We start from the raw sequence: 12,132 nt of genomic DNA on the forward strand, positions 1-12,132 counted from the left end.
GGGTGATTTGTGCCAGGCGGACATTGCTTTCCCGCGTAGCATCCGGGCTGTCCAGAGGGGCGAGGCGAGCAGCGTAATGGCTACAAAGCGATTGCACGCCGGTGACCTGCGCCACCGTCAAGGCCGTCGACAGACGATCGTAAGGTGACAACGTCACTTCTCGCGAAACGCTGACCCGATCGGGGAACAGTACCGGATAGCAGGCCGAAGACGCGGTAAAAACGTCAATACGATCGCTGAGGGCGGCATTCAATCCCTCGTCGGTAAATGAGCCCAGGCCTAACAAAAAACGCTCCCGCAAGCTTGCTGCGGCAGGCTCAAGTGGCGAACTGTCGCCTGAGCTTCGCTGGGTTTCGTGGTACCACTGGAAAGGGGTTAGGCGATGTTCCATCGGATAAAATCCTTCATCAATACAACAAGCCACCGTTACAGTTGGCAACGGCGGCAGGGTAAAAAACCGCGAAGCAGGCGTCAGTCATGGCTGCATAGACCATGACCATAAATAGCGAAGCCGGCGGCAAGGATAAGCATCAGTTGCGAGAAGCGTTGGTGGTGGGCGTTGTTCATCTGCGCGATATCCTGTTGTTTGCATGGCTCAACGTAGTGGATATCCTCACCGATTCGATTGGCGAGATAAAATAATGTTAAGTGCTAATTAATAACTGGATGGAATACCGCTGATCGCTATTTCCCCCTCACCCCAGCCCTCTCCCCAAAAGGAGAGGGAGCCAGTCTGGTGCTGAGGTTAGATGTAGGAGTTAATATGTGGCACGTTCAGTCCCCTCACCCTTTTGGAGGGTTAGGGTGAGGGGCTGAATCTAAAACCTACCGCCGTCACGTCGCCAGGCATCGGCAGTGAGCGCTTCACCAAAATGGCTGGCAATCAGCCGCTTGGTGAGATCGTGCAGCGGTGCGGCCAGCACTTCGGCGGTGCTGCCACGCTCGACGATTTCCCCCTCATGCATCACCATCACCTGGTCGCTGATATGCTTCATCATCCCCAGATGCTGAGTCACATAAATATAGGCAATACCGTGCTTTTCCTGGAGCTCCAGCATCAGGTTGATGATCTGCGAACGCATCGACATATCCAGCGAAGCCAGCGCCTCGTCGGCAACAATCACCTTAGGTTGCAGGATCAACGCACGTGCCAGTGCCACGCGCTGTTTCTGACCGGAGGCCAGCATATGCGGGTAATAATAAGCGTGGTCCGGCAGCATCCCCACCTGGCGCAGGGTCTGGTTGATGCGTACTTCGCGCTCTGCGGCTTCCAGTTCGGTATTCAAACGTAGCGGCGCATCAAGCAACTGACCGATGCGCTGGCGTGGGTTGAGTGAGGTGCTCGGATCCTGGAAAATCATACGAATGCGCTGGCTGCGGTAGCGGTAATCGCCATAAGCCAGTGGATGGTCGTCGATCAGCACTTCACCCGATGAGGGCTCCACCATGCCGGAAAGCATCTTCGCCAGGGTTGACTTACCCGAACCGTTCTCACCGATGATCGCCAGCGTCTGGCCCTCACGCAGGGTAAAACTGACCGACTTGACCGCCTCCACATGCTGGCGGCGGAACAGCCCGGTGCGATAGCGGTAGGTTTTGGTCAGGTTGCGCACTTCCAATAGCGTTTCCATGTTATTGCTCCTCCATGTTCAGCGGGAAGTGGCAGGCGAACAGGTGATTTTTTACCGGGCGCAGGCGTGGGGTTTCAATGCATTGTTTTTGCGCATACGGGCAGCGGGGCCCCAGGCGGCAGCCGATAGGTAGATGTTCTAATGAGGGAATCGCTCCCGGCAGCGTATTCAGGCGGCTTTTATGCGGCAGCGCACGGCCAAAGTCCGGCATGGCGCGGATCAGCGCCTGGGTATAAGGATGATGAGGGGCGGCAAGCAGATCTTCACATTGCGCACTCTCCACCGTCTGGCCGCAGTACAATACGTTAACCCGGTCGGCCCATTTGCTCATCATCTGCAAATCGTGGCTGATCAGCAGGATGGTGGTGTTGTTGTTTTGGTTCAGACGTGCCAGCAGGCGGAAGATCTGCGCCTGCGTGGTGGGCTCCATGGCGTTGGTTGGCTCATCGGCGATCAGCAATCTTGGCTGATTGGCCAACGCAATGGCGATCATCACTTTCTGGCATTCGCCTTCGGTCAGCTCATAGGGGAAGCTGCCCATGATATCGAGATGATCCTTGATACCGACGCGGTGCAACAGCTCAATCGCCCGCCGTTTGCGCCAGTTAAAGCGCTGCCACCAACGGCCCTTGTAAGTCCAGCCGGGAATGGCCTGGGCCAACTGGCGGCCAATGCTTTCAGAAGGGTCAAGACAGGATTGCGGCTCCTGGAAGATCATCGACACGTTGTGGCCCACCAGTTTGCGCCGTTCACGCGGGCTAAGCTGCAACAGGTCGATATCGTCGAAGCGGAAGCGGTCGGCAGTGACGCGCCAGTTATCTTTGGTCACGCCGCATATGGCTTTGGCGATCAGGCTTTTTCCTGAGCCGGATTCTCCCACCAGGCCGCGCACCTCACCTTCGGTCAGCGTCATGCTGACGCGATCGACGGCCTTCACCGGCCCTTCGGCGGTCATAAATTCAATCGTCAGATTGCGGATATCGAGTAACGGCATTATTCCACTCCGGCATTGATCGCGCGGCGTATTCCGTCGCCCAACAGGTTAACCAGCAATACGCTGATCAGAATGGCGGCACCGGGCAGCATTACGGTCCAGGGTGCGACATACACCAGCTCCAATGAATCACCTAACATCGCCCCCCATTCAGGGGAAGGCAATTGCGCCCCCAGATCGAGGAAACCCAACGCTGCGATGTCGAGAATGGCCATCGATAGCGCGCGGGTAAACTCGGTGATCAGCACGGCAGCAATGTTTGGCACCACGGCGTACCACAGGATCTGCATTGTCGAAGCCCCATCCAGACGGGCAGCGACCACGTATTCTTTTTCCAGCTCATCGTGCACTGCGCTGTAGATGGTACGCACCATCCTTGGCAACAGCGCTAGCCAGACGGCCAGCATGGCGTGCTCCAGCTTCGGCCCGAGGAAGGCCACCACGATAATCGCCAGCAGCAGTGAAGGGATGGAGAGCAGGGTATCGAGAATATGGTTTAGCATCGCAGACAGCAGGCCACGGGTCACCCCGGCAAACACGCCCAGGATCACACCACAAACGGCGGCGGCGATGGTCACAATCAGTGCCGAGCCATAGGTGGCGGTGGTACCGGTCAACAAACGGCTGAGGATATCGCGGCCCAGATCGTCGGTGCCCAGGAAGAACGACACGTTGCCGTAGCGTGACCAGGAAGGCGGCAACAGTTGATATCCCAGGAACTGCTGATCGAGGGCATAAGGTGCCAGTAGGCTGCCGAACAGGGACAGCAGCAACAGGCCGATCACCCCATAAAAACCAATCATCGCCAAAGTGTCGCCATAGAAAATCCGCCAGGTATAGAGCAGCGGACTCGGCATTTTCTTTTCGCGGTATACGTTATCGAAGGGCATACCATTCCTTATGTTTCAGCGGGTTGGTCGCCGCGCCCAGAATGTCGGCCAGCACGTTAATGGTGATCACCAGCGTGCCGATCACCATCACGCCTGCGGAGATGGCCGCGTAGTCCTGTTGGCGGATGGCGTTAATCAGCCAGCGCCCGAGCCCTGGCCAACTGAATACCACCTCGGTGATCATGGCCAGCGTGAGCATGGTAGAAAATTGCAGACCCAGTTTCGGGATGATCGGCGGTAACGCGTTGTGCAACACGTGACGGCGGATAATGGTAAAGCGCGACAGGCCACGGGTTGCGGCGGCCTTGATGTAGTTCTGGCTGAGAACATCGTCGGTGCTGATACGCATCAAACGGATCACCTCGGTGATCGGGGCCACCGCCAGCGCGGCAATCGGCAGCACCATATGGCGCAGCGCACTGGCAATCATCTCATTGCGATAAGGCGAGTCAGACAGCCAGGCATCAACCAACGCCAGACCGGTGACCTGCTTGACCTGATACAGCAGATCGAAACGGCCCGACACCGGCAGCCAGCCAAGATGCAGTGAAAAATAAAGCATCAGCAGCAGCGCCAGCCAGAACACCGGAATGGAAAAGCCCAGCAGGGCAAAGGTACTGATGGCGGTATCCTGCCACTTGCCGCGCATCACACCGGCAATAATACCCAGCGGTATGCCGATAAACAGCGCCAGTGTGAAGGCCAAAATGCACAGTTCCATGGTGGCCGGGAACACTTCGCGCAGCTGTTCGCTGATCGCCTGGCCATTGATGCTAGAGACGCCAAAGTCCCAGTGCAGCAGGCTGACGAAATAGAACTGGTAGGCATCCAGCAAAGCGGCACCGTTTAACGGCGCGCGCGGGGTAAAGTAGCTCAGGCTGAAGCTGACCAGCGTCAGGAAGAACAGCGTGATCAGCAGCAACAGAATGCGGCGTAAGGTAAAGATAATCACTTTTTCGCGGCCTCCGCCGGTTCACGGTACACCCCGGCAAATGATGAGTTGCCGAACGGGCTCAACACCAGTCCTTTGATATCATAACGGTAGGCCTGCAAACGCAAAGAGGAGGCCAGCGGCAACACCGGCAACTGCTGTTCGAGGATCTTCTGCGCCTGCTGATAATGCTCGATACGCTGTGATAACTGCTGTGACAACAGGGCGTCCTGCAACTGTTCATCAAACGCGGGATCACACCAGTGAGCATAGTTGGTTTGCGAACGGATTGCCGCACAGCTCAGCAGTGGGCGGAAGAAGCTGTCCGGATCGTTACTGTCGGTTGACCAACCGGTGAGCGTCAGATCGTGGTTCATCTCCATCAGCCGGGCTTCCTGGAAGCGGCCTTCTACCGGCACTATGGTGAGATTAATGCCGACCTGAGCCAAATCTGCCTGTAACAGTTCCGCCGTTTTCAGCGGGCTGGGGTTATAGGATTGCGATGCGTTAGGCACCCACAGCTTCAGATCCAGTGGCCCTACACCGGCTTCGCGCAGCATTTCTCGCGCCTTGGCCGGATCGTATTCGGTGACGTGGGCATCATTATCATAGGCCCAGGAGGCGCGCGGCAGGATCGAGGCGGCGGTTTCTGCGGTGCCGTAATAGATTGATTGCATCAGGCGCTGGTTGTTAATCGCCAACGCAATGGCCTGGCGCACCTTCAGGTTATCCAGCGGCGGTTTGCGGGTGTTGAAGGCCAAATAGGCGATATTCATCCCTGGGCGCAGCGTCAGCCGTAAACGCGGATCGTCACGCAGGATCGAAAGCTGGCTGGCGGCGGGATAGGCCAGCACATCGCACTCGCCGGTCAGCAATTTGGACAGGCGGCCCGTACCTCCGGCGCCCATGTCGATCACTACCTGCGGCATGCGCGGTTTCCCTTTCCAGTAAACGTCATTACGTGCCAGACGGATATATTGCCCGGAGCGGTATTCGTTCAACAAGAATGGGCCGGTGCCGACCGGTTCACGATCGATCATTTCCTGCAGGCCGTCCAGCGTCAGGTTGTCGGCATATTCTGCCGATAGCACCGGTGCATAATGGGTCGCCAGATGCCATAGGAAGGACGCATCCGGTGCCTGCAAGCGGAACTCGACGGTGTATTGGTCCAGCTTTTTCACGCTTTGCACCGAGTCGGCAAATTGCAGACTGTCGAAATAAGGGTAATCACCACCGTTCACATTGTGGAACGGATGCTTTTGGTCAAACACCCGCTGAAAACTGAACACCACATCGTCGGCATTCATTTTGCGCGTGGGTTGGAACCAGGCGGTGGTCTGGAACGGCACATCCCGCCGCAGGTGGAAACGGTAGGTAGCGCCATTGTCCAGCACTTCCCAGCTTTCCGCCAGTTCCGGGATCAGGCGGTAAGTGTAAGGGTCGACATCCAGCAGCCGATCGTAAAGCTGGGCGGCCAGGGTATCGACCGTCAGACCGCTGCTGGCCATCTGCGGATTGAAGGTGTTCAGAATGCCGCTGACGCAATAGACAAAGCCGCTCTGGCGGATATCTGCTGGCGGTGGTGCTGCGCTGGGCACAGCCGTTGTCGCGGCCAGGGCAGAAGTTGCCAGGCAGCCGAGCGACATGATCCAAAGAGGTAAACCACGCATAGACGCTTCATGGGTTATTAAGCAATAACGTTAGTGTATCGCACTCTGACCAACAGCCCAATTCCTTGAGCAAAATGGCTGAAATTTCGGCGGTTTGGCTAAGCTTGCCGCTGTTTTCCTACATGATGTCATCAACTGAGGGGCTGGCCGTGACGGGCGTTGATGGATAATCACCCAAGCTCAGTGTGGTAATGAGAAAAATTCTCAACAAAATGCTTTACAGATGATACTGAGAACTATTATCATCATTTGGTAGTTCACGAAAGGCCACGCCTTGTGGCCCTTTGTGGAAGGCACGACATTGCTCACATTGCTTCCAGTATTACTTAGCCAGCTCGGGTGCTGGCTTTTTTTTGCCTCTATTTCAGGTGAACGGCAAAGCCGGAGCGACCTGGCGCAATATCCTCTCGCAGCGTCAGCTGTGGGATAGCATAATCACCAAAGTTTTGCTTACGGAATGGCAGGGGCTCGGTGCTTGCCAGCGTATCCAGCCGTTTCCCCAGCGCCGCACAAAGCTCTGGGAATTTTGCCTCGACGAAGCGATCGGTGCGGTAGGCCACAAACGGTGGCAGCACGTCAAAGCCGGGGTAATACAGCATGCCATGGTGGATGGGGAACAAAATATCCTCTATCGGGCCGTTGATACCGCGCGGGCTGTAATGCGACTCCCAACCGCCCGCGGTGACCAGCAACATCGCCCGTTTCCCTGCCAGCGTACCTTCGCCATAACGATCCCCCCAATGCGTATCGGAATGCTCGCCAACGCCATACGCAAAGCCATAGGCATACACGCGTTCTACCCACCCCTTGAGGATGGCTGGCATGGAGAACCACCACAGTGGGAACTGGAGGATCACGGTATCCGCCCAGAGTAACTTCTCCTGTTCCAACGTAATATCTGCGCTCTGTGTTCCTTGCTCAAGCGCTATCCTGGAGTCCTCCACTGGGTAAAAGCGGGCAGCGCTATCCCGATCCGTACGATCCTCGCCATCCAAAGAGGCTTTCCATTTCATGGCGTACAGATCGGAAACCTGTACCTGATGCCCGGCATCCTGCAGATGCTTGACCGCAAAGTTTTTCAGTGAGCCATTAAGCGATTGGGCTTCTGGATGAGCGTATACCAGCAGAATATTCATGATTGAGTTCCATTATTGAAAAGAGAGCAACAGAGTAGGTCAGCGTCAGGTATAGTTAAAATTGATTTAAATGATTGTAGGTATTTGTATGAGTGATTTCGGCAGGCTGGATCTCAATCTATTGGTGACGCTGGATGTGTTACTGATGGAATTGAATGTCACACGCGCAGCGGAGCGGTTGTCGCTATCGCAACCTTCGGTAAGCGCACATCTGGCCAAGCTGAGATCGTTTTTCGACGATCCGCTGTTGTTACCGGGACCCAGAGGAATGCGGCCAACGGCCAGGGCAGAGGCTTTACGTGAACCTTTGCGCCAGGCGTTGGAAGTGCTTGAACACACCGTTGCACCCATCAGCCCTTTTGAGGCGGCTAGCGCGAATATCACTTGGCGTATCGCCGCATCCGATTATGGCGAATCCACGGTGCTGTTGCCCGCATTGGCACGGCTTCGTCAGGAGGCTCCCAGCAGCCGGTTGGCGGTGTTGGAACTGGCACCAACCAGAATTGCCCGGCAGGCGGAGATGGGGGAGATCGATCTGGCATTTCACACGCAGGACTGCGCACCATCGGGGATGCGTCAACGTGTGTTGTTCAAGGAGAAGTATGTGTTGGTGGGCCGCATCGGTCATCCTACTTTGACGGCTCGCCCGACGCTGGCGCAATTTAGCCAACTGGAGCACGTGGTGGTTTCGCCCAACGGCGGGGGATTTAGCGGTATCACCGATCACACGCTGGAGCAGGTTGGGCTTTCGCGCCGGGTGGTACTTTCCGTCCCGCATTTTCTGTTTGTGAAATCGGTGCTCGGCAAGACGGATCTGGTGGCGATGTTGCCCGAACGCCTGGTACGCGGCAGCCCAGAAGTACAAATTGCCGAGCCGCCAGTGGAGATCTCAGGCTATGAGTTGGCCATGCTGTGGGATGAGCGTTCGCATCGCGATCCTGCTCATCAATGGTTACGCGAATTGATCGCCCAGTCGGTTTAACTTCCCTCTGGTTCGCTACCTTGCAGCAGCGCATGCTTTTTCAACATGCCGCGCAACTGATGATAGGTCAGCCCCAGCAAATCGGCAGCCTTACGCTGATTGAAGCGGCCCTGTTTCAATGCCATCTCCAGCAGGGCTTTCTCCTGTTGGTGCTGCCAGCTTTTAAAATCCAGCGGCAATGCAGGTAAATCACTGGCTGGCGCGGTTGCCTCATCATCAAGCGGTTCTGAACGCTTGGCAAAGGGATTAATGATGATCTCATCCAGCTCATCCTGGCTTGCACCGTGGCGGTAAACGGAACGCTCCACCACGTTTTTCAGCTCACGCACGTTACCCGGCCAAGAGTAGCCGAGCAGCGTCATCTGCGCATGTTCACTGAAGCCGGGGAACAACGGCAGCGAGAGCTCGCGGCACATCTGAATGGCGAAATGCTCGGCCAATAGCATGATGTCTTGCTGGCGTTGGCGCAGCGGCGGCAGTTGCACCACGTCAAATGCCAGACGGTCCAGCAGATCGGCACGGAATTTACCGGCGGCGGCCAGCGCGGGGAGATCGTCATTGGTGGCGCACACCAGTCGGACATCCACCCGCAGCGGTTGGCTGCCACCTACGCGCTCCAGATGGCCGTATTCAATCACTCGCAGCAGTTTTTCTTGCACCAGCATTGGCGCGGTTGCCAATTCGTCCAGAAACAGGGTGCCGCCATCGGCACGCTCAAAGCGGCCAAGATGGCGTTTTTGTGCGCCGGTAAATGCGCCAGCCTCATGGCCAAACAGCTCAGAATCCAGCAGGTTTTCATTCAGCGCCGCACAGTTGAGGGAGATAAACGGCCCTTGCCAACGGTTGGAAAGATAGTGCAAACGGTGGGCAATCAGCTCTTTACCGGTGCCGCGCTCGCCGATCACCAACACCGGTTTGTTGAGTTTGGCCAACTGCGAAACTTGCTCCAGCACCTCCACAAAGGCGTTGGCCTCGCCCAACAGGTTCTCTAACGGTTCGCTCATGATGAAATTCGCCAATGTTTGGTTAAAATACTCACTCTACAGCAAGCGTGGCGAGAGTCAAAAACAAATAATCTTTGTATTTCAATGAAATGAAAGTTGGCACGCTTCTTGATTAACTCTTAGGGCAAGTTGTATAACTTAACTCGGCGCTTCAGACGCCTTCAGAACCAAGAGGAAGTAAATTATGGGTATCTTTTCTCGTTTTGCCGACATCGTGAACGCCAACATCAACACTCTGCTCGATAAAGCAGAAGACCCGCAAAAGCTGGTGCGTTTGATGATCCAGGAAATGGAAGACACGCTGGTTGAAGTGCGCTCCACCTCAGCACGTGCCCTGGCGGAGAAAAAGCAACTGCTGCGCCGCATTGAGCAGGGTGAAAACCAGATCAATGACTGGCAGGACAAAGCCGAACTGGCGTTGCGTAAAGATAAAGAAGATCTGGCCCGTGCGGCGTTGATCGAAAAACAGAAAGTGACCGATCTCATTGCTACACTGAGCCAGGAAGTGGCTACCGTTGAAGAAACGCTGGCCCGCATGAAGAGTGAAATTGGCGAGTTGGAAAACAAGCTGACCGAAACCCGTGCACGCCAGCAGGCATTGACGCTGCGTCATCAGGCGGCTTCTTATTCACGAGATGTGCGTCGCCAGTTGGACAGCGGTAAACTGGATGAGGCGATGGCGCGTTTTGAACAGTTTGAGCGCCGTATCGACCATATGGAAGCCGAAGCGGAAAGCGTCAGCATTGGTAAAAAGAAAAGCCTGCATCATGAATTTGCTGAACTGCAGGCGGACGACGCCATCAGTGAGCAACTGGCGGCAATGAAAGCCAAGATGAACCGCCCGGAATAATGCTTAAGCGGCCACCCAGCGTGGCCGCCACACTACGGCCAATAAAGAAGGAATTGAAATGAGTGCTCTATTACTTGCCATCCCGTTGACAATCTTTGTGTTGTTTGTCGCGCCGATTTGGCTTTGGTTGCATTACAGCAACCGGCAACAGAGCGGCGTTCAACTGAGTCATCAGGAGATGCAAAGTCTGACGCAACTGGCGGAACAGGCCTCACGCATGCGCGATCGTATTCAGGCGCTGGAAGACATTCTTGATGCGGAACAACCGAATTGGAGGCAGTCGTAATGCGCAGAGACCATAACAGAGGAAAGTATGGCGATCGCTCTCGCTACGGCGATGACTACCGTGCATACCAAGGCAACTCGCTGGGCAGTAAAAAACTGTACCGGGTGCCTGAAGAAGGCATGGTGAAGGGCGTTTGCGCTGGCCTTGCCCACTATTTTGACGTGCCCGTGCGTTTGATCCGAGTGATTGCCGTGTTGTCGTTGTTCTTCGGGCTGTTTTTCATTACGGTGGTCGCCTATATCGCGCTGGTCTTTGTGCTTGAAGAGGTTCCTGCCAGCCGTTATCAGGACGAACATTCTGACACACCGCGCCAGTTGCTCGATAAGCTGGAATACGAATTGAGCAGCGGGGAGCAGCAGTTGCGCAAGGTTGAGCGCTATGTTACATCTGACACCTTCGGCGTACAGAGCCGCTTTCGCCAGCTGTAATCTCTCTTAACGATGCTCGGGCCTGCGTACGCCGCAGGTCAGGCATTGCACCGACTTTTTCCCCAACATTTGCCAGAGGGCAGCAACCATGAGCAAAACCTATGCGATTAATGCCCCAAAAACCGCTTCACCAAAACGGGGAGTAGGTGCATTGTTGAAGACCTTGTCGAAAGTCATCATCATAGCGCTAATGAGTTATGGTCCGGCGGGGGCAACCGCGTGGTTGCTGAAAACCGTCAGCCGTAAACCGCTGCGTTACGTATTGGCCATGTTGCTGGAACCGCTGTTTCGCAAGGGGCTGAACAAGGCGTTCGGGCGCTATGCCAAGGAGAACAATGAAACGACTGCAAAATGAGCTAACTTCGCTGGTCAATCGCGGGATGGATCGCCATCTGCGGCTGGCAGTCACCGGCTTGAGCCGCAGCGGTAAGACGGCGTTTATCACCGGATTGGTCAATCAATTACTCCATGTTCACAGCGGCGCACGTATGCCGCTGTTTTCCCCTGTGCGGGAAGAACGGCTGCTGGGGGTGAAACGCATTCCTCAACGCGACCTCGGCATCCAGCGTTTCACCTACGATGAAGGCCTGGCACAGTTGTATGGCGATCCGCCAAGTTGGCCAACCCCAACGCGTGGCGTCAGCGAAATCCGCCTGGCGCTGCGCTACCGTTCCAATGATTCGCTGCTGCGTCATTTTAAAGAGACCTCCACGCTGTATCTGGAAATCGTCGACTATCCGGGTGAATGGCTGCTGGATTTGCCGATGCTGGAACAGGATTATCTGGCCTGGTCACGTCAGATGGCTGGGTTGTTGCAAGGCGACCGAGCACGCTGGGCTGAGCCTTGGCTGGCATTGTGCAAAGATCTCGATCCGCTGGCCCCGGCGGATGAAAACAAGCTGGCGGCGATCGCCCAGGCTTATACCGACTACCTGCTGCGTTGTAAGGCCGAAGGGTTGCACTTTATTCAGCCTGGGCGCTTTGTGCTGCCTGGCGATATGGCCGGTGCGCCCGCGTTGCAGTTCTTCCCGTGGCCAAACGTCTATGCGGCAGGGGAATCACGCCTGGCTCAGGCAGACAAACATACCAATGCGGGCATGCTGCGCACCCGTTTTAACTACTATTGCCAATCGATCGTCAAGGCGTTTTATAAAGAGCACTTTGTGCGTTTCGATCGCCAAATTGTGCTGGTGGATTGCCTGCAACCGCTCAACAGCGGGCCGCAGGCGTTTAATGATATGCGTTTGGCGCTGACCCAGTTGATGCAAAGCTTCCACTACGGCAAGCGCACGCTGTTCCGCCGCCTGTTTTCGCCGACCATCGACAAACT

General features: G+C 55.8%; 14 protein-coding genes and 1 pseudogene. 7 read left to right on the forward strand and 8 right to left on the reverse strand.

The window, feature by feature from the left end; all coding sequences use genetic code 11:
• Positions 1–391: pseudogene (locus ACLQ7H_RS10215) on the reverse strand (peroxidase); the annotation flags it as partial.
• Positions 392–492: 101 nt separating this feature from the next.
• Here ACLQ7H_RS10215 and ACLQ7H_RS10220 point away from each other — a divergent pair.
• A complete protein-coding gene (locus ACLQ7H_RS10220) occupies positions 493–642 on the forward strand; it encodes a hypothetical protein (protein ID WP_411752558.1) in 150 nt (49 codons plus the stop codon).
• Positions 643–818: 176 nt separating this feature from the next.
• Here ACLQ7H_RS10220 and sapF read toward each other — a convergent pair whose 3' ends face one another.
• The 6 genes from sapF to ACLQ7H_RS10250 form a co-directional block, all read right to left on the reverse strand.
• Positions 819–1,631, reverse strand: coding sequence for a putrescine export ABC transporter ATP-binding protein SapF (gene sapF / locus ACLQ7H_RS10225; RefSeq protein WP_411752559.1), 813 nt, complete (start codon positions 1,629–1,631; stop codon positions 819–821).
• Between the two features lies 1 nt (position 1,632).
• Positions 1,633–2,625: a putrescine export ABC transporter ATP-binding protein SapD gene (sapD, locus tag ACLQ7H_RS10230; RefSeq protein ID WP_411752560.1), complete on the reverse strand. Its 993-nt coding sequence runs from the start codon at positions 2,623–2,625 to the stop codon at positions 1,633–1,635.
• A complete protein-coding gene (gene sapC / locus ACLQ7H_RS10235) occupies positions 2,625–3,515 on the reverse strand; it encodes a putrescine export ABC transporter permease SapC (protein WP_411752561.1) in 891 nt (296 codons plus the stop codon). The genes sapD and sapC overlap by 1 nt, the downstream gene beginning before the upstream one ends.
• On the reverse strand, positions 3,502–4,467 hold the full coding sequence (gene sapB / locus ACLQ7H_RS10240; protein ID WP_021806550.1) for a putrescine export ABC transporter permease SapB: 966 nt from the start codon (positions 4,465–4,467) through the stop codon (positions 3,502–3,504). The genes sapC and sapB overlap by 14 nt, the downstream gene beginning before the upstream one ends.
• Positions 4,464–6,116: an ABC transporter substrate-binding protein SapA gene (gene sapA / locus ACLQ7H_RS10245; RefSeq protein ID WP_411752562.1), complete on the reverse strand. Its 1,653-nt coding sequence runs from the start codon at positions 6,114–6,116 to the stop codon at positions 4,464–4,466. Before sapA ends, sapB begins: the two co-directional genes overlap by 4 nt.
• Positions 6,117–6,475: 359 nt before the next feature.
• The gene (locus ACLQ7H_RS10250; protein ID WP_411752563.1) at positions 6,476–7,252 is read right to left on the reverse strand and encodes an NAD(P)H-dependent oxidoreductase; all 777 of its coding nucleotides are present in this window, start codon (positions 7,250–7,252) and stop codon (positions 6,476–6,478) included.
• A gap of 88 nt (positions 7,253–7,340) precedes the next feature.
• Here ACLQ7H_RS10250 and ACLQ7H_RS10255 point away from each other — a divergent pair, with 88 nt between their 5' ends.
• Positions 7,341–8,234, forward strand: coding sequence for a LysR family transcriptional regulator (locus ACLQ7H_RS10255; RefSeq protein WP_411752564.1), 894 nt, complete (start codon positions 7,341–7,343; stop codon positions 8,232–8,234).
• Here the strand turns inward: ACLQ7H_RS10255 and pspF are convergent.
• The gene (pspF, locus tag ACLQ7H_RS10260; RefSeq protein WP_411752565.1) at positions 8,231–9,238 is read right to left on the reverse strand and encodes a phage shock protein operon transcriptional activator; all 1,008 of its coding nucleotides are present in this window, start codon (positions 9,236–9,238) and stop codon (positions 8,231–8,233) included. The two genes, ACLQ7H_RS10255 and pspF, sit on opposite strands and share 4 nt — an antisense overlap.
• 184 nt (positions 9,239–9,422) lie before the next feature.
• Here pspF and pspA point away from each other — a divergent pair, with 184 nt between their 5' ends.
• The 5 genes from pspA to ACLQ7H_RS10285 all read left to right on the forward strand — a co-directional run.
• Entirely contained in the window at positions 9,423–10,088 is a 666-nt protein-coding gene (gene pspA, locus ACLQ7H_RS10265) for a phage shock protein PspA (RefSeq protein WP_411752566.1), read from the forward strand.
• Between the two features lie 58 nt (positions 10,089–10,146).
• Positions 10,147–10,374: an envelope stress response membrane protein PspB gene (gene pspB, locus ACLQ7H_RS10270; RefSeq protein ID WP_411752567.1), complete on the forward strand. Its 228-nt coding sequence runs from the start codon at positions 10,147–10,149 to the stop codon at positions 10,372–10,374.
• Complete coding sequence (pspC, locus tag ACLQ7H_RS10275) at positions 10,374–10,802, forward strand: envelope stress response membrane protein PspC (protein ID WP_411752568.1); 429 nt, start codon at positions 10,374–10,376, stop codon at positions 10,800–10,802. Before pspB ends, pspC begins: the two co-directional genes overlap by 1 nt.
• A gap of 88 nt (positions 10,803–10,890) precedes the next feature.
• Entirely contained in the window at positions 10,891–11,157 is a 267-nt protein-coding gene (gene pspD, locus ACLQ7H_RS10280) for a phage shock protein PspD (RefSeq protein WP_411752569.1), read from the forward strand.
• A partial coding sequence (locus tag ACLQ7H_RS10285) for a YcjX family protein (RefSeq protein ID WP_411752570.1) occupies positions 11,138–12,132 on the forward strand: 995 nt, incomplete at its 3' end. The genes pspD and ACLQ7H_RS10285, both read left to right, overlap by 20 nt.

Source organism: Serratia sp. (in: enterobacteria) (assembly GCF_046715635.1).
Lineage (GTDB): Bacteria > Pseudomonadota > Gammaproteobacteria > Enterobacterales > Enterobacteriaceae > Chania.

Excerpts from the sequence above, each read along its gene's own strand:
- ACLQ7H_RS10220 (WP_411752558.1), top strand. The coding sequence starts at position 493 with ATGACCATAAATAGCGAAGCCGGCGGCAAGGATAAGCATCAGTTGCGA.
- sapF (WP_411752559.1), bottom strand. The coding sequence starts at position 1,631 with ATGGAAACGCTATTGGAAGTGCGCAACCTGACCAAAACCTACCGCTAT.
- sapD (WP_411752560.1), bottom strand. The coding sequence starts at position 2,625 with ATGCCGTTACTCGATATCCGCAATCTGACGATTGAATTTATGACCGCC.
- sapC (WP_411752561.1), bottom strand. The coding sequence starts at position 3,515 with ATGCCCTTCGATAACGTATACCGCGAAAAGAAAATGCCGAGTCCGCTG.
- sapA (WP_411752562.1), bottom strand. The coding sequence starts at position 6,116 with ATGCGTGGTTTACCTCTTTGGATCATGTCGCTCGGCTGCCTGGCAACT.
- ACLQ7H_RS10250 (WP_411752563.1), bottom strand. The coding sequence starts at position 7,252 with ATGAATATTCTGCTGGTATACGCTCATCCAGAAGCCCAATCGCTTAAT.
- ACLQ7H_RS10255 (WP_411752564.1), top strand. The coding sequence starts at position 7,341 with ATGAGTGATTTCGGCAGGCTGGATCTCAATCTATTGGTGACGCTGGAT.
- pspF (WP_411752565.1), bottom strand. The coding sequence starts at position 9,238 with ATGAGCGAACCGTTAGAGAACCTGTTGGGCGAGGCCAACGCCTTTGTG.
- pspA (WP_411752566.1), top strand. The coding sequence starts at position 9,423 with ATGGGTATCTTTTCTCGTTTTGCCGACATCGTGAACGCCAACATCAAC.
- pspB (WP_411752567.1), top strand. The coding sequence starts at position 10,147 with ATGAGTGCTCTATTACTTGCCATCCCGTTGACAATCTTTGTGTTGTTT.
- pspC (WP_411752568.1), top strand. The coding sequence starts at position 10,374 with ATGCGCAGAGACCATAACAGAGGAAAGTATGGCGATCGCTCTCGCTAC.
- pspD (WP_411752569.1), top strand. The coding sequence starts at position 10,891 with ATGAGCAAAACCTATGCGATTAATGCCCCAAAAACCGCTTCACCAAAA.